The organism is Micromonospora cremea (genome assembly GCF_900143515.1).
Classification (GTDB): domain Bacteria; phylum Actinomycetota; class Actinomycetes; order Mycobacteriales; family Micromonosporaceae; genus Micromonospora; species Micromonospora cremea.
This window is the reverse complement of record NZ_FSQT01000002.1, coordinates 3909974-3930843: the sequence shown is the minus strand read 5'-3', so window position 1 is coordinate 3930843 and position 20870 is coordinate 3909974. Positions and strand designations below refer to the sequence as shown.

20 protein-coding genes are annotated in these 20870 nt (G+C 72.9%); 5 read left to right on the top strand and 15 right to left on the bottom strand.

Annotated elements, in window-relative coordinates:
• Nucleotides 1-18 precede the first annotated feature (18 nt).
• Nucleotides 19-1932: a stealth family protein gene (locus BUS84_RS31890; protein ID WP_074318115.1), complete on the bottom strand. Its 1914-nt coding sequence runs from the start codon at nucleotides 1930-1932 to the stop codon at nucleotides 19-21.
• 429 nt (nucleotides 1933-2361) lie between these two features.
• Between BUS84_RS31890 and BUS84_RS31885 the strand changes: the two genes are divergently transcribed.
• The gene (locus tag BUS84_RS31885) at nucleotides 2362-3282 is read left to right on the top strand and encodes a DNA-3-methyladenine glycosylase family protein (protein WP_074319255.1); all 921 of its coding nucleotides are present in this window, start codon (nucleotides 2362-2364) and stop codon (nucleotides 3280-3282) included.
• Between the two features lie 13 nt (nucleotides 3283-3295).
• Here BUS84_RS31885 and BUS84_RS31880 read toward each other — a convergent pair whose 3' ends face one another.
• From BUS84_RS31880 to BUS84_RS31870, 3 genes are all read right to left on the bottom strand, one after another.
• Complete coding sequence (locus BUS84_RS31880) at nucleotides 3296-3799, bottom strand: DUF1990 domain-containing protein (protein ID WP_074319254.1); 504 nt, start codon at nucleotides 3797-3799, stop codon at nucleotides 3296-3298.
• Nucleotides 3800-3870: 71 nt separating this feature from the next.
• Nucleotides 3871-4293 (bottom strand): SRPBCC family protein, encoded by a 423-nt coding sequence (locus BUS84_RS31875; protein ID WP_074318114.1) that lies wholly within the window; start codon nucleotides 4291-4293, stop codon nucleotides 3871-3873.
• A 130-nt stretch (nucleotides 4294-4423) separates the two neighbouring features.
• Nucleotides 4424-4636, bottom strand: coding sequence for a hypothetical protein (locus BUS84_RS31870; RefSeq protein WP_074318113.1), 213 nt, complete (start codon nucleotides 4634-4636; stop codon nucleotides 4424-4426).
• A 135-nt stretch (nucleotides 4637-4771) separates the two neighbouring features.
• On the opposite strand from BUS84_RS31870, the gene BUS84_RS31865 reads away from it, so the two are divergent.
• Both BUS84_RS31865 and BUS84_RS31860 read left to right on the top strand, forming a co-directional pair.
• A complete protein-coding gene (locus BUS84_RS31865; RefSeq protein ID WP_074318112.1) occupies nucleotides 4772-5887 on the top strand; it encodes an ATP-dependent DNA ligase in 1116 nt (371 codons plus the stop codon).
• A gap of 58 nt (nucleotides 5888-5945) precedes the next feature.
• A complete protein-coding gene (locus BUS84_RS31860) occupies nucleotides 5946-7517 on the top strand; it encodes an alpha/beta hydrolase (RefSeq protein ID WP_074319252.1) in 1572 nt (523 codons plus the stop codon).
• Here BUS84_RS31860 and BUS84_RS31855 read toward each other — a convergent pair.
• Nucleotides 7444-7956 carry a potassium channel family protein gene (locus BUS84_RS31855; protein WP_074319253.1) on the bottom strand — a complete coding sequence of 171 codons (513 nt, stop codon included), beginning with the start codon at nucleotides 7954-7956 and terminating at the stop codon, nucleotides 7444-7446. The two genes, BUS84_RS31860 and BUS84_RS31855, sit on opposite strands and share 74 nt — an antisense overlap.
• Before the next feature lie 73 nt (nucleotides 7957-8029).
• On the opposite strand from BUS84_RS31855, the gene BUS84_RS31850 reads away from it, so the two are divergent.
• The gene (locus BUS84_RS31850; protein WP_074318111.1) at nucleotides 8030-8482 is read left to right on the top strand and encodes a GNAT family N-acetyltransferase; all 453 of its coding nucleotides are present in this window, start codon (nucleotides 8030-8032) and stop codon (nucleotides 8480-8482) included.
• Nucleotides 8483-8871: 389 nt separating this feature from the next.
• Here BUS84_RS31850 and BUS84_RS31845 read toward each other — a convergent pair whose 3' ends face one another.
• The 10 genes from BUS84_RS31845 to ligD form a co-directional block, all read right to left on the bottom strand.
• Entirely contained in the window at nucleotides 8872-9591 is a 720-nt protein-coding gene (locus BUS84_RS31845) for an ABC transporter ATP-binding protein (protein WP_074318110.1), read from the bottom strand.
• Nucleotides 9592-9602: 11 nt separating this feature from the next.
• The gene (locus tag BUS84_RS31840; protein WP_074318109.1) at nucleotides 9603-10598 is read right to left on the bottom strand and encodes an ABC transporter ATP-binding protein; all 996 of its coding nucleotides are present in this window, start codon (nucleotides 10596-10598) and stop codon (nucleotides 9603-9605) included.
• 1 nt (nucleotide 10599) lies between these two features.
• Complete coding sequence (locus BUS84_RS31835) at nucleotides 10600-13305, bottom strand: FtsX-like permease family protein (RefSeq protein WP_074318108.1); 2706 nt, start codon at nucleotides 13303-13305, stop codon at nucleotides 10600-10602.
• Nucleotides 13302-16487, bottom strand: a complete 3186-nt coding sequence (locus BUS84_RS31830; RefSeq protein WP_074318107.1) for an ABC transporter permease — start codon at nucleotides 16485-16487, stop codon at nucleotides 13302-13304. Before BUS84_RS31830 ends, BUS84_RS31835 begins: the two co-directional genes overlap by 4 nt.
• Nucleotides 16488-16614: 127 nt before the next feature.
• A complete protein-coding gene (locus tag BUS84_RS38770) occupies nucleotides 16615-16785 on the bottom strand; it encodes a hypothetical protein (protein WP_167627086.1) in 171 nt (56 codons plus the stop codon).
• The gene (locus tag BUS84_RS31825) at nucleotides 16782-16997 is read right to left on the bottom strand and encodes a helix-turn-helix domain-containing protein (protein WP_007457017.1); all 216 of its coding nucleotides are present in this window, start codon (nucleotides 16995-16997) and stop codon (nucleotides 16782-16784) included. The genes BUS84_RS38770 and BUS84_RS31825 overlap by 4 nt, the downstream gene beginning before the upstream one ends.
• Entirely contained in the window at nucleotides 16997-17455 is a 459-nt protein-coding gene (locus BUS84_RS31820; RefSeq protein WP_244298786.1) for a DUF2975 domain-containing protein, read from the bottom strand. Before BUS84_RS31820 ends, BUS84_RS31825 begins: the two co-directional genes overlap by 1 nt.
• 159 nt (nucleotides 17456-17614) lie before the next feature.
• Nucleotides 17615-18703: a hypothetical protein gene (locus BUS84_RS31815; protein ID WP_074318105.1), complete on the bottom strand. Its 1089-nt coding sequence runs from the start codon at nucleotides 18701-18703 to the stop codon at nucleotides 17615-17617.
• Complete coding sequence (locus BUS84_RS31810) at nucleotides 18700-19266, bottom strand: RNA polymerase sigma factor (protein WP_074318104.1); 567 nt, start codon at nucleotides 19264-19266, stop codon at nucleotides 18700-18702. Before BUS84_RS31810 ends, BUS84_RS31815 begins: the two co-directional genes overlap by 4 nt.
• Before the next feature lie 88 nt (nucleotides 19267-19354).
• Nucleotides 19355-20392, bottom strand: a complete 1038-nt coding sequence (gene ligD / locus BUS84_RS31805; RefSeq protein ID WP_074318103.1) for a non-homologous end-joining DNA ligase — start codon at nucleotides 20390-20392, stop codon at nucleotides 19355-19357.
• A 47-nt stretch (nucleotides 20393-20439) separates the two neighbouring features.
• Between ligD and msrB the strand changes: the two genes are divergently transcribed.
• A complete protein-coding gene (gene msrB / locus BUS84_RS31800; protein ID WP_074318102.1) occupies nucleotides 20440-20844 on the top strand; it encodes a peptide-methionine (R)-S-oxide reductase MsrB in 405 nt (134 codons plus the stop codon).
• Nucleotides 20845-20870 lie beyond the last annotated feature (26 nt).

The window sequence follows — 20870 nt, the reverse complement described above, 5'->3', positions numbered from 1 at the left end:
GGGACCTCGACTTCGGCTCTACCGCGGCGGAAGGTCCGGTCCCGGGCGGCGATCCTCCGCCTGGTGGTCGGCATGCCGGCCGGTGGCGATGCGGCCCGAGGGTAGCGTCGGCGCGTCCAGCCGGGGGCCGACCCGGGGTTTGTGCACCACGGCCGAGTCCGCATGCCGGCCGACCCGGAGTGCGGGGGTCGTCGGCGCGTCCAACTGCCTGCCGCGCCGGTCGGCGCCGCGAGCTTGTCGCCACAGGTCGGTGGCCCCGAGCTTCCGGCGTTCGGCGATCACGTCGTCGGGCAGCTCGAACGGGGCCGGGAAGGGCAGGTAGCGCGGCAGGAAGTCGGCCAGCATGCTCTCCTGCTCCTGGAACGCATTCGGGTCCGAGTCGGTGTCGTTGAGGCAGAAGACGTCACGGTGCCGACGAGCGAGCAACTCGGTGAGGCGGGCGGGCGTCGAGGGATGACCGAGGTCGGCGTACTCGTACTCGATGTCGCCGGGGACCGCCTGTGCGGTCAGGTACGCCCAGTACTGGTGCAGCGACGACGGGATCGAGAGGTCGCCGTAATGGCGGAAGCGGTGCTGGGCGGTCGCCGTCACGTCCGCCTGCAGGGTGACCTCGATCTGGCGCATGATGCTGCGCCGGAGTGCGAACGGCGTGTGCTTCATCTTCTGGGTGATCGTGACGCCGAACTGCCGCTGGATGTGCCGGCGGTTGTTCTTGCCGGCAGCCTTCACCGGCGCGTCGGTCGGCTTCGCCTCACCCAGCCCGAACTGCGCCGGTGACAGGAAGAACTTCGCGATCCCGTTGGCGTGGAAGAAGTGCGTCGGCAGCAGTGGACGGCCCAGGAAGACGTCGTCGTTGAGGTAGAGGAAGTGCTCGGCCAGACCGTCGATGCGGTGCAGCCGGGACTCGATGGCGTGGGAGTTGAACGACGACTGACCGCCGAGGTCGGCGAAGAGCTCGGCGTGCGACACGACGGTGACCATCGGGTGGCTCGGGTCGAGCCAGCTGGGCAACTGACTGTCGGTGATCAGGAAGATCCGGCGTAGCCACGGTGCGAAGCTGTGCAGCGAGCGCATCGAATACCGCAGCTCGTCCCTGTTGTGGTAGCGCGACGTGTTCGCCGCGATCGCGTGCAGCGGACCGTCGGGAGTGCCGAGTGCGGCCATCTTCCGCTTCAACCACTCCGGGTCCGAACCGTCCACCCAGGTGTAGACGGCGTCGATCGGAAAGCCCACCCGGTCCGGGGCACGAACGGTGAGATCACGCCGGGTGCGGTACGTGTGGTCGTCGGCCTCGGGCACGAAGTGGCTGAGCAGCGCGGCGGCGACCCGGACCGGCTCCGCCCCGGCGGGCGCCTCGTCGATCACCGCGTTGTGCCGGGGGGCGCGGACCACGTCGTCGTGTCGCGTCCAGAACTCGACCTCGCAGGCGAACTGCGCGCCGAGGACCACACCCGCCCGGGCGTCGGTCACCGGAAACCAGATCTGGAACACCTCTGCCGGCGCCGCCTCCGGCTGATCCCGGCTGGGCAGCACCTCGACGACCCGGACGTGCGCGCCCTCCAGCGCGGGTGCCGAGCGCACCAGCCGACTGACGGCGGCACGGTGGTCGTCGAGAACCGCGACCGAGCTGCGGAGGAAGTCGTCGTTACGCAGGCAGTGGTAGTCGATCCCGGCTGACTCCAGGGCCCTCGTGACCGCCGTCAGGTTGCGGTGCCACAGCTCCAACGGCGTGGCCGTGGCGACCACCTCGGCCCGGGTACGGACGCCACCATCGGGGACCGTCACCCGGGCACCCAGCGGATGGACGGTGCCGCCCCCGCGCGGTCCGGAGAGGGTACGTACGACCCCCATCCGCCGGTGCGCGGGGAGCAGGTTGACCAGTCGACGCCGCACAGGTGGGGGCAGCGCGCGGTAGATCCGCAGGGCGATCATGCGGGAGGCCGTTCTGACCGGACGTTCACTCGCGCAGCCATCACCGCATGCCTCTCCACAGCTCCCCGTGACGCTGCGCGACGAGCCGGGCAGGGTTGAGGCGCACGCTGCGACTGCCGCGGATCACCGACCACCACCCAACCCCGGGCCCGGGCCTGCCCGTTCCGGACGGGTATGGCCGCCGCAGGTGAGCCCGAAGCAGCACCTTCACCTACTGGTCACCAAACAACCACACGATCGATGTCCCGCCCACCGACAATCGTCACATATAATAGTCTTGCACTATTTAGCCCGTTTAATTCTGGCCGTTCGGTGGGTACGAATACGGCACAACGGTGGACCGATGGTGTCTTCACGCTGCTGCCGGATCCGGCCGTGCACCGGTATACCGGCTACCGGTGCCGCCTCGATGCCTGGCACAGTGGCGGGGTGACCGCAACAGAGCCCGCCGCGACCAGGGTGCTGCACCCGCCGGCCGGCTACCGGCTCGCCGCGTCGGTCCGCTCGCTTACCTTCAGCCCGTACGACCCGTGCGCGCGCATCGCCGCCGGCACCTTCTGGTGGGCCACCCGCACACCGGACGGACCGGCCACGCTGGCCCTGCGGCCGGCCGCCGGCGAACTGGTCGCCGAGGGGTACGGGCCGGGCGCCGAGCACGTGCTGGCCCGGGCCGACTCGATCGCGGGGCTCCGCGACGACCTGACCGGCTTCGCCGAGCTGGCCGCGGCGCACCCGCTGGTCGCCCGACTGGCCCGGGAGCACCGCGGGCTGCGGATGCCGGCCACCGGGCAGGTCTTCCCCCGGCTGCTGCGCGCGGTCTTCGAACAGAAGGTCACCGGCAAGGAGGCGTACCGGGCGTACGCGGCGACGGTGCGGCACTTCCGCGAGCCGGCGCCCGGTCCGCTGCAACCGCTGCTGCTGGCGCCCGAGGCCGCCGCGGTGGCCGCCACCCCGTACTGGGTGTTCCACCCGTTCGGGGTGGAGCAGCGCCGGGCCGACACGCTGCGTCGGGTCGCCGCGATCGCTGACCGGTTGGAGCGCTGCGCCGACGCCACCGAGGCCACCCGTCGGCTGACCGCCGTGGCCGGTATCGGTCCGTGGACCGCCGCCGAGGTGGTCCGGACCACCTACGGCGACGCGGACGCGGTCAGCGTCGGCGACTACCACATACCGAACACGGTGGCCTGGGCGCTCGCCGGCGAGCCACGGGGTGACGACGCCCGGATGCTGGCCCTGCTGGAGCCGTTCCGGGGTCACCGGGGCCGGGTCTGCCTGCTGCTGGAGGCCGCCGGCATCCGGGCGCCGAAGTACGGTCCTCGCGCGCCGATCCGCTCGTTCGCCCGGTTCTGACCGACGGGTGCGCTCAGCGGCCGGCGCAGAGCCGGCGCAGCGTGCGGCCGAGCCACCAGGCGTACCCGTGCTGCACGGCCCGGGCGGCCGGGCCGGCGGCGCGGGTGAACCAGCGGTCCGGGCGGCTGAACGCGCGTACCTCGAACCAGACCGCGCCGGTGTCGTCCCGGCCGACCACGAACGCCTCCTCGCCCCGCTCCGGATGCCCGGGCAGGGTGCCGTAGCCGAAACCGGCGAGCGCAGGCGAGTCCTCGCTCCAGATCACCCGACAGGGCCCCCAGATGCGGGCCGGACCGAAGCCCAGACCGGCGCTCACCAGGACGCCCTCGGTGGCCCGTGGGGCGTCGGTGCGCATCCGTACCCCGGCGGCGCGGTGCAGCCGCCAGCTCAGCACGGCCTCGGCTGCCGTGTCGAAACAGCCGGCCGGCAGCGGGTACCGGTGGCGCAGGTGGTGGTAGCCGCCGGGCAGCGGCCCATGCCGCGTCCGCCCCACCTCCGGGTACGTCAGCTCGGCCACCACTCCCCCTCGCCTCGTCCGGACACGGCCAGGGTACGGCCGCCGCGTCCGGGCCGCCGGTCGAGGAGCGGTCAGCCCCGTTCGCACCGACGCCTGAGCCCGTCGGCCTCCAGCCGCAGATAGCGGTGCAGCAGATTGCCGTACAGCCAGCCGACCGGCCCGGCGAGCGGCCCGGACTGCGCGATCGCCAGCTCGACCCGGGTGCGCCCGCCGGGCAGCGGCAGCACCCGGTGCTCCGCGCGGGTCCGCACCCCGGGGGTGTCGGAGACCCAGGTGAACGCCTGTTCCTCGGTCAGCTCGGTGACCCGCCAGACCGCCGGCCGCAGTTTCGGCTGGTCCAACCGGGCGGTCGCGCCGACGGTGAGCGGACCGGGCTCCCCCCGCTGCACCCGACGTACCGAGGCCGTCCACTCGGGCCACCGCTGCACGTCGACCAGCACCGCCCAGACCCGCGGGGGCTCGGCGGCGATCTCCGTGCCGGCTTCGAACCGCATCGCGTCTCCTCCCCGGCGGCGCCGCCCGGCGTCGCCGCGCCATGGAGACGAGGCTGCCCGGTGGATCGTGACGCCGGCATCCGCCGGCCGGCCGGCACAGCCGGCCCGTGGGGGGCGCCGCCGCCGGGAGTCAGGCGGCCTCGTGCAGGTCGGCCAGGCTGAGCGGGGTACACCGGCGCAGCAGCTCCGCCAGCTCGGACACCGACCCGGCCTCGCCGAGCACGTTCTTGCCACCGCCGAACCGCTCTGGGTAGCGATGAATCAGTCGGTACCGGTAGCGGCCCCGGATCAGCTCGACGCTCACCCGCCACCGCCCGCAGCAGTCACAGACCCACTCGGACACCTCGCGAAACTAGCTCTGACGTGCGGTTATCTGATCCGCCCGGACAGGACGAGCGACGCGTGCGCGGACACGCCACCCCGGCACCCACGGTGATCTGCCTCACGACTGTCGGCACCGTCTGATTGACTGGTCGCCGTGGACCTGCCGATCAACCCCCCGGTCGAGCCGATGCTGGCCAAGAGCGTCCCCAAGCTGCCCACCGCGCCCGGGATGACGTATGAGCCCAAGTGGGACGGGTTCCGGTGCATCGTCTTCCGCGACGGCGACGAGGTGGAGCTGGCCAGCCGGGGCGGCAAGTCGATGACCCGCTACTTCCCGGAGGTGGTCGAGCAGGCCCTCCGGCAGCTGCCCGAGCGGTGCGCGGTCGACGGCGAGCTGATCGTGATCCGGCGGGACGGCCCGAGCGGCCAGCCCCGGCTGGATTTCGAGCTGCTGGCCCAGCGCATCCACCCGGCCGCGTCCCGGGTGAAGCTGCTGGCCGAGACCACCCCGGCCGACTTCGTCGCCTTCGACCTGCTGGCCATCGGCGACGAGGCGCTGCTCGACCAGCCCTATCCGCGCCGCCGGGAGCGGCTGGTCGAGGCGCTGGCCGGGGTCCGTCCGCCAGTGCACGTCACCCAGGTCACCACCGATCCGGAGACCGCGCGTCGCTGGTTCGACGTCTTCGAGGGCGCCGGGCTGGACGGGTTGATCGTCAAGCCGGCCGACCTGCCGTACGAGCCGGGCAAGCGGCTGATGATCAAGGTCAAGCACGCCCGCACCGCGGACGCGGTGGTGGCCGGCTTCCGCTGGCACAAGTCCGGTCCGGTGGTCGGCTCGCTGCTGCTCGGCCTCTACGACGACGCGGGGGTGCTGCACCACGTGGGAGTGAGCGCGTCGTTCAGCATGGCCCGGCGGGCCGAGCTTCTCGACGAGCTGGCGCCTTACCGGGACACCGGCGGCGAACACCCGTGGGTGCACGGCGACCACGAGCGCGGCCAGCGCATCCCGGGCGGGGTCAGCCGGTGGACCGGCACGAAGAACCTGGAGTGGGAGCCGCTGCGCCCGGAGCTGGTGGTCGAGGTCGGCTACGACGCGATGGAGGGCGAGCGGTTCCGGCACACCGCACAGTTCGTCCGGTGGCGACCGGACCGCGATCCCCTCTCCTGCCGCTACGACCAGCTCGACCGCCCGATCCGCTTCGACGTGGACCAGGTGCTGCGCGGGGACCCGGCGGCCACCGTGGACCGGGCCGCCACCGGCCCGGCGTAGCCTGGCCGTCGACTCGACCCGGGAGGACCACGTGACCCGCACCGCCGCCCAGCCTCGGATGGCGACCAGTCGCCGGGTCCGTCGTAGGCTCGCCGCCTTCGCCGTGGCCGCGCTGCTCACCGCCGGCTGCACCCTGCCGGCCTTCGCGCCACGCACCGAGGTGGAGGGCGAGGCGGCGCCGGCCGGCGGCGCGCCGGCCTGGCGGGCCTGCCCGGAGGTCGCCGACGAGCTGGTCGGGCGGGGCGCCCCGGACATGCGCTACGAGTGCGCCCGGATCGCGGTGCCGCGCGACTGGGGCACCGGCGGCGGAGCGACCGCCGGGCCGGGCGCGGGGCAGACCTTCGAGATCGCTCTGCTGCGGGCTCGGTCCACCAAGCAGCGGGACCGGGTCGGCTCGCTGGTGGTCAACCCGGGCGGCCCCGGCGGCTCCGGCGTCGACACCGCCGTCTACCTCTCCTTCGGCACCCAGTTCGGCGGGCTGCCCACCACGATCACCGAGCGTTTCGACATCGTCGGCTTCGACCCGCGCGGGGTGAGCCGATCCAGCCCGGTCAAGTGCATCTCCGACGCCAACCTGGACGCCAGTTTCGGCTACGACCCCGATCCGACCAGCCAGGCCGCGTTCGACGGCTTCGTGGGGCTGAGCCAGCGGATCGGGCGCGGCTGCGGCGACCGGTACGGCGACCAGCTGCCGCTCTACGGCAGCGAGCAGGCCGCCCGGGACATGGAGGCGGTCCGCGCCGCCGTCGGCGACGACAAGCTCACCTACCTGGGCTACTCCTACGGCACGCTGCTCGGCGCCATCTACGCCCAGCTCTACCCGCAGCGGGTGCGGGCGCTGGTCCTGGACGGCGCGGTCGACCCGCGGCAGCGGCTGGTGGCCGGGTCGGAGAGTCAGGCCCGCGGCTTCGAGCGGGCCTTCGGCAACTTCAGCCGCTGGTGCGCGGCGAACGCCGCCCGCTGCCCGATCGCCCCGGACGCGCGGGCCGCGGTCACCTCGGCGATCGACAAGGCCCGGGTCTCCCCGGTACGCGGCGACGACGGGCGGGAGGCCACCGCCGGCTGGGTGTTCTACGCGGTCATCTCCTCGCTCTACACGGAGTCCGGCTGGCAGGAGCTGGCCCGGGCGATCGACCGGCTGGCCGAGGGCGACCCGAAGGACGTGTTCCGGCTCGCCGACGCGTACGCCGGCCGGCAGGACGACGGCCACTACTCGAACCTGTTCGACGCCAACCTCGCCATCAACTGCGCGGACGAGACGGAGAAGCCGAGCCGGGAGCAGATCCGCCAGTTGCAGTCGCAGTGGCGCACGAAGTACCCGCTGTTCGGGCCGGCGCTCGCGGTCGGCATGCTGAGCTGCGTCGAGTGGCCGGGCCGGCGGGACCCGTACCCGACCGGCCGGGCGACCGGCGCGCCGCCGATCGTGGTGGTCGGCACCACCGGTGACCCGGCGACGCCCTATGAGCAGACCGGTCGGCTCGCCTCGATGCTCGGCGTCGGCCGAGTGCTCACCTGGGAGGGTGAGGGGCACACCGCCTACCCGCAGACCTCCTGCATCACCGCCGCGGTCGACGCCTACCTGATCGACCTGACCGTTCCCAGGGAGGGGCTGCGCTGCCCGGCCCGGTGACCGGCCGGGTCGGCGGCAGCGGCGGCAGCTCGATCCCCTGCCGGGCGGCCAGTTCCTCCAGCAGCGCCCGCATCCGGCGCACGTCGGCCTTGAGCTGCTCCTGCTCCTCGTGCTCGAAGGCGTCGTCGTCGACGATGAGCCGGCTCGCGAAGTGCGCGGTGATCAGTGGGATGACCAGCAGGACCATGGTCGAGATGAGCAGCGCGGCGAGGGTGCGGCCCGCCCAGCTGGTCGGTGAGATGTCGCCGTACCCGACGGTGGACGCGGTCACCACCGCCCACCAGACCGCGTCGGCGGGGCTGCGCTGCTCGACCTCGCCATAGATCACCCCGGCCACCACGATCATCAGCAGGTACGACGTGATCAGGGTGCGCGGCGAGTTCGCGAACCACACCAACGCCCGGTAGATCCAACGGAACGGCAGCAGCAGGGCCTCCATGCCGCCCATGCTGCCCCGCACGGGCAAGCAGCACCGCCCCATCCGCCGATGTCGTTGTGCCAGGCTCACCGGCATGACCGATCTGATCTACCGCGAGGCGATCCGGGCGGACCTGCCCGCCGTCATCGCCCTGCTCGCCGACGACGTCCTGGGCAAGGCCCGCGACTTCACCACGGTCGACGAGGCGTACGAGCGGGCCTTCGCGGACATCAGCGCCGACCCACGCAACCAGCTGATCGTGGCCGAGCAGGGTGGCGAGTTGGTCGGCTGCCTCCAGATCACCTACATCCCGGGGCTCGGCCGGCACGGCGCCGAGCGGTCCCTGATCGAGTCGGTCCGGGTCCGCTCCGACCGGCGCGGCCAGGGGCTGGGCCGCGAGCTGATGGCCTGGGCTATCGACCAGGCTCGGCGGCGTGGCTGCGCGCTGGTGCAGCTCACCACGGACAAGACCCGCCAGGACGCGCACCGCTTCTACCTGAGCCTCGGCTTCGTGGCCAGCCACGAGGGCATGAAGCTCACGCTCTGACGGCCCGGCGGTGGTGTCGCGGAGGCGCAAGCCCCCGCAATCCCATCGCACCTCAGGGACGTGGGGAACCCCGGGTGCCCGTCCGCTCAGCACCTGTCGAGCTGCCCCAGATCTGGGGCAGCGACGGGCGACCGGTCGGCGACCGGCTGGCGACCGGTGGTCGATTGGCGGGCGAACGGCGGGCGATCGGTGGGCGACGGGTGGGCGACCGGCGGGCGACGTCGCTCAGCGGGCCGCCGCCCGGTCGGTTAGGCGTCCGGCCCCCGCCCGCTCCGTGAGCCTGTGCGCCCGGTCCAGGCGCGCTTCATATCTGGGGCAGCTCGACAGGGAGCAACTCGCCCCCTGCCGCCCGGCCCCGCCGAGTCCACCATCCGGGCGCCGCCATCGGATCACGCCTGCACCAGGCGACCGTCCCGCAGGTTGAGCACCCGGTCGGCGAGGTCGATCAGGGCCGGATCGTGCGTGGCCACCAGGGCCGTCATGCCGCGGGCGTGCACCACCGCGCGCAGCAGGTCCATGATGGACCGCCCGGTCTCCGAGTCGAGCTGGCCGGTCGGCTCGTCGGCAATGAGCAGATCCGGCTCGTTCGCCAGCGCGCGCGCCACCGCGACCCGCTGCTGCTGCCCGCCGGAGAGTTCGTACGGGCGCTGCGCCGCGTGCCCGCCCAGGCCGACCAGTTCCAACAGCACGGCGACCCGCTGCTCCCGCTCGGCCGCCGGCACCTGGGCCAGTCGCAGCGGCACGCCCACGTTCTCGGCGGCGGAGAGGATCGGCACCAGCCCGAAGGTCTGGAACACGAAGCCGAGGGTGCCCCGGCGCAGCTGCAACAGCTCCGCCTCGCCCGCCGCGGTCACCTCGTGCCCGGCCACCACCACCTGGCCGCTGTCCGGCCGGTCCAGCCCGCCGATGAGGTTCAGCAGCGTGGTCTTGCCGGCGCCGGAGCGGCCCTGGATGGCGACCAGCTCGCCACGGTGGGCGCTGAACGAGACGTCCCGCACCGCGTGCACGGCGTGCTCGCCCCGGCCGAAGGTCCGGCTGACGCCGCTGACCCGGACCACCTCGCCGGGTGCGATCAGTCCGCCGACCCCGGCCGCGTCCGCGATCACCATGTCCCGACGGCTCACGCCCGTGCCTCCCGTCCGTCCGACGCCCGGTCACCGGGCCGTACCTGCACATGGTCCGGCTCCAGGTCGAGCCGAACCCGTTCCCGCAGCGCCAACGCGTCGACGAAGGCGGCCGGCAGCTGCATCCGGCCGTTCCGGTCCAGCACCGCGTACTCCTCGCTGACCAGCTCAGTGCTGCCGTCCGCGCCGACCCGCGCGCTCCGGCGTACCTCTGAGGCGGTCCGGCCGTCGCGGATCGCGACGGTCCGGCGGACCTGCGTGGCCACGGCGTGGTCGTGGGTGACCACCACGATGGTCACACCGAGCTCGGCATTGATGGTGCGCAGCGCCCCGAAGACCTCGGCGCCGGTCGCCTCGTCCAGCTCGCCGGTCGGCTCGTCCGCGAAGAGCACCTCCGGATCGTTTGCCACCGCCACCGCCACCGCGACCCGCTGCTGCTCGCCGCCGCTGAGCTGACCCGGTCGCCGGTCCGCGCAGTAGCCCACCCCGACCAGGTCGAGCAGCTCCCGGGCCCGTTCCCGGCGGGCACGCCGGGAACGCTTGCCCGCGAGCTGCATCGGCAGCTCGACATTCTCCAATGCGGTCAGGTACGGCAGCAGGTTGCGGCCAGTCTGCTGCCAGACGAACCCGACCAGCTCCCGCCGGTAGCTGAGCCGTCGCTTGGCCGACAGCGCGAGCAGGTCGTAGTCGGCCACCCGGGCGATACCGGCGGTCGGGGTGTCCAGGCCGGACAGGATGTTGAGCAGCGTCGACTTACCAGAGCCGGAGGCACCCACGATCGCCACCAGCTCACCCCGGTCGATGACCAGGTCGAGCCCCTGCAGGGCGACCACCTCCACCCCCTCGGTCTTGAAGATGCGCACCAGGCCGTCGCAGACGATGTGCCCACGCAGCCGGTCCTGGCCGCCGGCCCGCTCAGCGGCGCGTTGCGCGGCCCGCTGTTGCAGGGCGGCCAGGTCGGGCACCAGTGGAGTCTGGGCGGTAGCGGTCATCTCAGCTCTCCTCTCCGAGCCGGAGCACCTCACCGAGGCGCAACCGGCGGTTGTTCAGGGCTTCGACGGTGACCGCGAAGCCGAGGGCGACCGCCCCGAGCGCGAGCACCGCGGCGACCAGGCTGGGTTCGAAGGCCACCCGGACCGGCATACCACTGGTGAACGCGGACAGGCCGAGCACCGGGTTGAGCAGCAGGGGCAGCACCGCGCCGACCAGCGCGCCGGTCAGCACCGACACCGCGACCAGCGGGGTCAACTCGACCAGCAGCAGCCCCCGCCACTGCCGGCGGGACAGGCCGAGGGTGCGCAGCCGGGACAGCACCTGGCCCCGGGCTCGGGCGCCGGCCAGCACGGTGAACGCGATGGCCAGCAGCCCGAGTACGGTGCCGCCGACGGCGCCGACCACGAATCCGAAGGCCAGTACGCCGTTCGCGCCGCCGTTACCGAGATCCCGCCGGACGCCCGCCCGGGTGTCGACGGTGGCCCGGATCGGCCGGTCCTTGCCGGTCACCGCACCGGTGTTCTGGTACCGCTCCTGTCCCTGGTCACCGGCCTGGCGCAGCGCCTCCTGGTCCAACCGGTCGCCGGCAATCAGCAGGCTGGTCGGGACGGGCGTGGTGTTCCGCGCCGGCAGCGCCTGCCAGGGCAGGATGACGAACCGGCCGCTGTTCGACGACAGCAGCGGGAAACTCTCCTCGGTGCCGGCCACCCGGAACTCGTACCGCTGGCCCTGCACCGAGATGAACGCGGAGTGGTCCAGCCCGGCCTTGGCCAGGTCGGCGGCGACCGCCGGGGAGACGATCGCCGGCAGCGGCCCCGGTTCCGGCCGGGCGGTGCGCAGCGCGGCCGGGACCGACAGGTCCACATCGGATTCCCGGGCCACCGCGTCCAGTCCCGAGCCGTCGACCAGGAGCACGGCCGTCTGCGCGACCCGCGCGTCGGTGCCGAGTTCGTCCACGGCCAGTCGCTCATCAGACTCCAACAGCACTCGCGTGACGGCTTGCACCCCCGGCAGGCGGCCCAACTCGTCGACGGTGTCGGGTGCGAAGCGCTCCCCGCGGATCACCGCGTCGGCGGGCACGATCTGCTCGGCAGCCCGTTCTCGGCTCGCGCCGACGCCGGCGGCGACCACCGCGCAGAACGCCGCGGTGCCGATCGCCAGCACCACGACGACCAGCGGAGCGGCGACGGCCGACCGGCCGGCCCGCGCCGTGCCGAGGAAGGCGACGCTGCCCCGGGTCCGGGCGGCCAGTCGGCTGACCAGCAGCAACGGCCAGGGGTACGCCCGCAGCGCGAGCACCGCCGCCGCGACCGCTAGCAGCACCGGTACCGACACCAGCAGCGGGTCCACCTCGCCGAGGGTGAGGCCGCGCCGGCGCAACAGCACCGCGGCGAGTCCGGCGAGCAGCAGCAGGGAGACCTCGACGGTGAGCCGGCGGGCCGACGGGCGTACCCGGACCAGGTCACGACGTGCCGCCCCACCGGCCGGTACCGCCAGTGTCGCCATCGGCAGCGCCAGGGTGACCAGGACGGCCGCCGCAGCGGCGTACGGCGCGGTCGGGTCCGGAGCGCCGGGGAACAGGGTGCCCAGCCACCAGCCCACCGCGGCGGCTATCGGCACCACCAGCAGTGACTCGGCCAGGCTGCGCCGGGCGCCGGCGGTGGCGGCGCCACCGCGGGCACGCAGCAGAACGAACTCCGCCCGGCGCCGCCGGATGGCGAGGGTGGCCGCGAGCACGATCAGCCCGGCCAGGGTGGCCAGCACGCCGGCCGCGATCACCGCGAGCAGGGTACGGGCGGCGTTCACCTGGGCGGCGAACGCGCGCAGCGGCACATCGACACCCTGGGTCAACGTGAGGGTCGACGGTTTGCTGCGCTGCATCTGCTGCAGGCCGTCGATCAGCTGATCCAGATGGCGCGCGTCGATCCGGTCGACGCCCAGCCGGTACCGCCAGTCGGACCGCACGGACCAACCGGCCGCGGCCCGCTTGTTGAGGGCCGACTCGGCGACCACGCCCACGACGATCAACGGCTCGCCGTCCCCGAGCGGCTCGGTGATCCGCTGCAGCGGTGGCAGCCCGTCCCAGATGCCGTTCGCAGGGTCGACGGGGCGGAACAGCCCCGCCACCACCACCGGGGCCACGTCGGTGAGACCGGTCTCGGTGGCGTTACCGATGTGCAGTTTGCTGCCGGGCCGCAGGTTGAGCTTGCGGGCCACGTCGACGTCGAGCGCCACCTCGATCGGCCGACCGGGGACGTACGTCTCGTTCGGCCACGCCCCCTCGACGAGGGTGCCGGCCTGCTGAACGCCGGGGAGGGCACGCAGACTCAAATCGACCAGCAGTTTGCGGGCTGCCAGGTCGGGGCCGACCAGGCGGGCCGGCGCGACGTCCACGCTGAACCACTGCTCCTCCACCGCAGAGCGCAGCCGCGGCGGCATCTGCTCGGCCAGGGCCTCCGACCGCGCACGGGCGTCGGCCATGACCGAATCCACCGGAGAGGCGGTCTGGAACTCGGAGGTGTACGAGACGTCCCGGCGGGCGGCCGGCTCGCTGTTCAGCTGGGCGCGCAGTCCCTGTTCGGCGAGCCGGTTGACCAGCCGGGGCACCCCGCTGATGAGCAGCGTGACCACCAGGGTCAGCACCGCCAGGAGCAGGAACTGCCCACCGTACGCCCGGACCCGCCGGACGGCCCCGCCGACGCTCATCGTTCTCCCCCGATTCGCAGCTGCACCGCCGCCATCCGCTGTCGGATGCCGGTGGCGATGAACGCGCTGAAGGCGAGCGCCGCCAGCAGCAGACCGACCGCCGTCACGCCGATCGGCACCCAGGGCAGCGCGAACGTCGCCGGGGGCACCGGCCGGCCGGCGGCCGGGGTGAGGATGACCAGCGGGGCCATGGTGGCCCCGACCGCGGCGCCGAGCAGCAGCCCGACCCCCACGCCGATGCCGGCGAGGAAGGTCTGTTCGGCCAGCAGCGCCCGGGCCAGCAGCCGAGGCGTGGCGCCGAGGGTGTGCAGCACGGCGAACTCGCTCAGCCGGCGCCGCGCGGTGGCCCACACGTCCACCATGAGGCCGACCAGGGCGAGGAGCACCGCACCGAGCGCCGCGGCGAGCATCCCGGTACGGGATCCGCGCCAGTACGGGTCGTCGGCGGCCGACTCGATGACCGCCTCCCGGTTGAGCACGGTGACGTCCGGCAGCTCGCTGGCCGCTCGGGCGGCGGCCCTCGGGTCGTCGGCGCGGACCCACCACTCAGGTACGAGTCGCACCGCGCCGCTGTCCCGAATCAGCGTGTCGACCGCCGCGGGCAGGTCGAGCAGTATCCCCTCCCCGGTGGTGGCCGGCACGGCGGTCAGCTCACCGACCAGGTGGACCCGGAGCGTCGCCCCGGAGAGCGTCAGGTCGACGGTGTCGCCGACGCTCAAGCTCAGTACGTCGCGTACCCGGGGGGTCATCAGCACCGGCACGGGCGTGCTGCCGCCGGCCGGCACGACGGCGAACCGGGTGGACGGCTGGAACGCGAGCTCCTCGCCCGGAAGCACCGCCACCGCGTTGACCGCGACGATCCCGGTGGCGGTGCTCAACACCGGCGAGGGTCCCTTGCCGGGGACCTTCATCACCCAGTCTCCCGTCAGCCCGGCGGGCCGGGTCGTGCCGTCGGCGGCGACCACCGTCAACCCGTCCACCTCGAGCCCGTAGGAGCTGCCGGCCGCCCGCCCGCCGTCGGCTTCGAACCCGGCCAGCCGCAGCCGTGCCCCGCCCACGTCGGGCAGTCGCACGGTGAACCGGGTGGCCCGGTCAGCACTGTCGGCGTCGGCTATCGGCAGCCGCAGGATGAGCCCGTTGGAGCTGGTGACCAGCAGCGTCACCGCGACCCGGACCGGCTGTACGGCCCTGACCACCGGGGTGCGAACCGTGCCGGTGATCGCTCGGGCGTCGGCGGGCAACTCGATGCCCACGGGCTCTCCCCGCGCCCCGACCATTCGCTTGTACTGGTCCGACACCGGTTCGTCGCTCAGCCGGTCGGCGAGTCGGACGACGCCGGGAGCGCTTGCGGGGTCGACGCCGATCACGGTCACCGGCAGGTCCTCCCGGCCGACCCGCGTCTCGTCCCGCCACGCCGGCAACACCCGGTCCACGCCCGGCAGCGCGGCGAGTTGACCGGCGCGGCTCGGCGGGGCTGACCCGGTCCGTTCGGTCACCCGCAGGTCGGCGCCGACCGTGTGACTGGCCTGCTCAACCTGGGACCGCTCCCCCGTGCTGATCAGGGACCAGGCCAGGGTGCTGCCTCCGACGGCGAGGGCGAGCAGCAGCACCGGGCCGGCGTGTGGACGCCGGCCCGCCTGCCACATGCCGAGCATGGTGGCCGTCCAGGGCCGTCGGTCGACGAACCGCTCGGCGAACCGCGTGAGCGGCGGAAGCACCCGCAACGCCAGCACGGCGCCGGCCAGCACGCCGAGCGTGGGCGCGGCGATCAACAGCGGGTCGAGCCCGAGCTGGCCGCCCGAGCCGGCCAGCGGGGAGGCGTACCGGCGCAGCTGCACCCAGGCGAGCACGGCGAGCGCCACCAGCACCAGGTCGACGCTGGCCCGCTGGACGCTCGCGGCCCGGTTCGGCCGCGACCGGGCGGCCATGTCCGCCACGTACGTGCCGGCGCTGCGCAGCGCCGGAAGAACCATGGCGACCAGGCAGCCGGCCGCGGTGGCCGCGGCGGCTGCCCAGACCAGGGTGGTGTTACCGCCGGCGGTGGAGAGTTCCGCCGACCCGCCGGGCCGGATGTACCGCAGCGCCTCACTGGCGATCAGCGGGCCCAGCATGGCGGCCGGGGCGACCACCAGGGTCGCCTCTCGGGCGGCCAAGCCGGCCAGCTGCCGGCGGGCTGCGCCACGGGCACGCAGCAGCGCGGTCTGGGGGCGGCGGTCCTCATGCAGCAGGGCGGCGACCAGCACCAGTGCGTACCCGCCGAGCACCAGGATGAGCAACAGCGGGGTGGCCAGCGAGGAGCGGCCCACCAGATCGGCGCGGGCGATCCGGTCCAGCAGCCGTTCCATCTTGGTCACCGCCTGCCCGGAGCTGCCCAGTTGAGCGGCCTCGGTCACCGTCGTGGTGGCCTCGGTGAGGGCTTTCCGCATGGCCGGCAGGTCGGCGGTGTTGACACCGCCGAGGTCCGGTTCGGCCAGCCAGGACGCCGACACCGAGCCCCGGAAGGTGGCCGCGAAGTCAGCCGGGTCGAGCGCGAACGGCCCGTACGAGGTGGTGGATCCGACGCTGTCTGCCCCCACCCCGGGGGCCAGCAGCCAGTACGCGTCGGTCGGGTCGCGGGGCCGCCAGGTGCCGGCGACCACGAGTTCGCTGCGCTGTTCGGCGGACCGGTCGCGCACCGGGACGCGTTCGCCGACGCTCAGCCCCAGCTGGCCGGCTACCCGCTCGGGGAGGCTCACCTGGATCGGGTTCGCCCCGGGCCGGGGCCACGCCCCGCTGGTCAGCTCGGCGTGCCCGGCCAGGTCGTCGAACGTGGCCACATTCGCGAAGATGGGTTCGTCGTCGGTGCGGGGCACGGATCCGAGATCGCCGGTCAGCTCCCGGCCAGTGCCGTACCGGGCCGCGCCGACGATGACCGGGACGCCGGCGAACCCGCCGGCGATCCCGGCCCGGACGGCCTTGTCCCGGGTGGCGAACTCGGCGGCGTCGCGCCCACCGGAGCCGCTGACCAGCAGGCCGCGCTCCTCAGCCGGCGAGGCGGCCACCAGCGCCCGCTGCCCGGCGTCCACCGCGCGGCGGTTGTAGTCGGACAGGCCGGTGACCAACGCGACGGCGACCAGGGCGGCGATCACCGCGGCAACCAGCAGACCGCGCGCCTCGCGGGCCCGCCTCCACACCAACTTCATCCGACGCCTCCCCTGGCCCTGGCGGGCCGACGACCATCAAGACAGGTCATCTACCGGGAAAGGTTCGCGCCCGTTACTTGATCGTTACGCGGGGACGGGCTGGCGGGCACGGCTCAGCGCTGGAGCGTCACCGCTGCCTGCCACGTCGGACGCTCCGGACGGCGAACGCGACCGCGCCGACGACGATCACGACGCCCAGGAGTTGGAGGCCCGGAGAGTCATCGGCCTCCCCGAGCACGATGCCGGCGACACCGAGCCCGACGGCGAGGATGGTGACGATCGCGAGGACGTACTTCATGGGGTTTCCTCCTCGACCCACTCGAGCAGATCGCCGGGCTGGCAGTCGAGCACCCGGCACATGGCCTCCAGGGTGCTGAAGCGGACGGCTTTGGCCCGGCCGTTCTTCAGTACGGCCACGTTCGCCGGGGTGAGGCCGACACGCTCGGCGAACTCACCGACGCTCATCTTGCGTTTCGCCAGCTCGACGTCGATGCGGACGATGATCGGCATCAGATCACCGCTTCCATGTCGGTGCGCAGTGCGGTGGCCTGCCGCAGCAGTGCGCGCATCACCACCATCAGCAGCCCGAGCACGGTGACGCCCGTCGTCATCAGGAACAGCAGGAGCGGCAACCCCGGGTCGTCGGCGTTGAATCCGACGTACAGGAAGACGCCCACGAGCACCACCCACGCGGCGGCGATGGCCCACACGATCGCATCCACCCATTTCAGGGCCGTCTCGGTGAAGATGCGGTCGTTCTTGACCAGGCTGAGCAGCTTCCAGGTGGCCACGATCACCACCTGGACACACAGCACCCAGAACACCGTCACGGCAGTCGCCGGCCACCTCAGGTACGCGAAGTCCGGCGACTCCTTCGCCATGTGGGCGAACTGTCCGGGCAGCGAGAAGGTCTGGAACATGACCAGGACCCCGAACAGCAGCACGAGAAAGACCCTGAGCGGAAACACCGCTCGATGCTCTGTGACCATGCATCGATCTTCGCTCGTTACCTATCGAATGTCAATAGGTGCAGTGTCATCTGGCCACTCACGATCGCGCAGCACCGGGCGCCGAGGATCGGCTGATCCTCAGCGCCCGGTCCGAAACTGCTCGGCTGCCCAGGACGTCTACTCGCAGCCCAGGGCCTCCCGGTACCCGGCGGGCGACTTCCCGGCGGCCACCTCGTCGGCGGTCTCCCAGAACACCTCCGGCCAGTCGCCCTCATCGTTCATCTGGTGCAGCACCTTCCACGTGTGGCTGCTGCGCAACGCGTCGGCGGCCCGCTTGAGGGCGGCGGCGTCGCCGGCCTGCTTCGCGCGCAGCCACTCGGCGATCCACCCACAGCCGACGCGGCTGGTCACCTTGGCGCCGAACTGGTAGGCGTCGTTGGTGCCCAGGGCGCCCAGCGCGGTGGCGTCGAAGCCTGGAGGGAGCGGCACGTCCGCGAGAACCTTGGCCGCCTGCTCGTCTGCCCGCTCGGGCGTGACGATCTCCGCCGGAAGCGCGGCCAGCCAGGTACGGGCGTCGACGCGCACGACGTCGGCGATAACCCGATCGAACTCGGTCCGCGTCCACGTGCCTCCGGCACGTAGTTCGACGAAGGAACCGTCGCGGGGCTTGAGCATGACCGCGAAGTCGCTCGCGCTGTACCGGAACAGGTCGCCCGGCCAGCCGTCGACCTTCACCTGCTCCGGCTTGCTGACGTGGAGCCGATCCTCGTGGTAGCCGTCGTACTGGCCGGCCGGGTACCAGTTCATCGACAGTTCCCGCTCGTCGTTGCGGAACGCGATGGTGCCCTCCTTTTCAGCGAACCCATAGACGGTGGTCGCCTTCCAGCCGGGCTGGTCGATCAACAGCCGCGGGCTCTCCTCGGCCGCCTTGAGCACCATGGCCGAGTAGGCCGCCGTTGCCGTCGCTCCCGAGGTGGGGCTGGTCTCCGGGGACGCCTCGCCGCCTCCCGGCTGATCGGAATTCACGACCGAGACGCCGAAGACAACGGCGAGAACGGCGGCCGCGACGCTGGCGCTGGCGAGACCGCCCAGCACGGTGCGGCGCCTGCGGGAGCGTGTGCCCGGTGGTTCGGCGACGGGTTCGAGGGTCGGCGCGGACATGATCTCCTCCAGGAGGTTCTGCGCGGCCCCGTCGAGGTGCGTGATGACATCGGGTCGGTACGGGTCGGCGTCTCGGACCATCCGGTCGAGGTGCTCGTCGGTCATCTGCCCTCCTCTGGGGCTCGTGCGGCCATGACGTCGAGTACATGTCCGGGTGGTGCGAGATCGTCACCGACGAGATCACGCAACCGGGCCCGGGCCCGCGACAGCCGGGTACGGACCGCGGCCGGGCTCACGTGCAGGACCGTGGCGACCTCACGCGGCTCCAGGCCCTCCCAGAAGGTCAGCATCAACACCTCCCGGTCCGACTCGCCCAGCCCGGCCAGCGCGGCCCGGACCGTGAGCCGTTCGGGCACCTCGCTGCCCGGATCGGCGGCGACCACGGGCCGGAGGCGTTGCCGCAACCGTTCACCCAGCCGTCCCCGGCGCACGCCGCCGCGGTGGTGGTTGGCCAGCACCCGCCGGGCCACGCCGTGCAGCCAGAGCCGCACCTCGGCCTCGGGCGGCATCTCCCGGCTGCGCCGCCAGGCGACGAGGAAGGTCTCGGCGACCACGTCGGCCGCGTCTTCGGGTTGCTCGACGCGCCGCAGTGCGTACGCCAGCAGCGGCTCGAAGTTGGCCGCGTAGGCGCGTCGAAAGAGGTCCTCGTGCTCGGTCCCGGAGCTCACGTCTACTTCATGTCCGGTTGAGCGCCGGTCGTGACGGGCCCGATCCGGAAATCACGACGCGCGTCGGGGTCGGCGTCGAGGACCACCGTCAGGCGCTGTCGTCGCCGGGGGTGCGCTTGGCGCGGCTGGGCTGGACCCGCTTGGGCTCGCCGGGCATCTTCGGGTGGTCCGGCGGGTACGGCAGGTCACCCTGGCCGGCGGCGGCATCCCGCTCGGCCCAATCCAGCAGCGGGGTGATGTCCCACGGGGCGTCGTCGATGCCGGTGTGCGGGTCGCCCCGTTCCGTGAGCCGGGCCGGGACGGTGCGCAGGTCGAAGTCGTCCGGGTCGACGTCGGGCAGCTCGTCCCAGGTGACGGGGGTGGAGACGGTGGCCCGCGCGTTGGCCCGCAGCGAGTACGCGCAGGCGATCGTCCGGTCCCGGGCCATCTGGTTGTAGTCGACGAAGACCCGGCTGCCCCGCTCCTCCTTCCACCAGGCGGTGGTGACCAGGTCGGGGCAGCGGCGCTCCACCTCCCGGGCGAGCGCGATGGTGGCCCGGCGCACCTCGGTGAACGTCCAGCGTGGGGCGATGCGCAGGTAGACGTGCACGCCCCGGCCGCCGGAGGTCTTGGGCCAGCCGGTGGCGCCCAGCTCGTCGAGCACCGCGCGGACCTCTGTGGCGGCCCGCGCCGCGTCGGCGAAGTCCGTGCCGGGCTGAGGGTCCAGGTCGATGCGCAGCTCGTCGGGGCGGTCCACGTCGGCGGCGCGCACCGGCCACGGGTGGAACACGATCGTGCCCATCTGCGCCGCCCAGGCCACGTGGGCCAGGTCGGCCGGGCAGAGCTCGGCCGCGCTCCGGCCGCTCGGGAAGGTGATCTCCGCGGTCGTCACCCACGACGGGACGCCGCGGGTCGGCACCCGCTTCTGGAAGAACATCTCTCCTTCGACGCCCTCGGGGAAGCGTTGCAGCGTGGTGGGCCGGTCCCGCAGGGCGCGCATGATCCCGTCGCCGACCGCGAGGTAGTAGTGGAAGACGTCCGCCTTGGTGAAGCCCCGCTGCGGGAAGATCACCCGGTCGGGACTGCTCAGCCGTACGGTGTGCCCGGCCACCTCGACCTCGGCGACCGCTGCCTTGGTGCCACCCATCCCGCGACCTTATGCCACGCCCCCGATGTTCGACGTACCGTTGGGGCGTGAGTCTTGACGACAACGAACTGCCCCGCACCGAGGACGAGTGGCGGGTCCGGTTGACCCCCGAGGAGTTCCACGTACTTCGGGAGGCCGGCACCGAACGCCCGTGGACCGGCGAGTACGTGGACACCAAGACGTCCGGCGTCTACCACTGTCGCGCCTGCGGGCTGGAGCTCTTCTCCAGCGACACGAAGTTCGACTCGAACTGCGGGTGGCCGAGCTTCGACGACGCCATTCCGGGCCGGGTCAAGCAGATCGAGGACCGCAGCCTCGGCATGGCCCGTACGGAGATCCGCTGCGCCCGATGCAACAGCCACCTCGGGCACGTCTTCCACGGCGAGGGCTTCACTCCGAAGGACACCCGGCACTGCGTCAACTCGGTCTCCATCCGGCTGGAACCCCGCTGATCTGAGCGTCCACCGCGCGGCGGTGG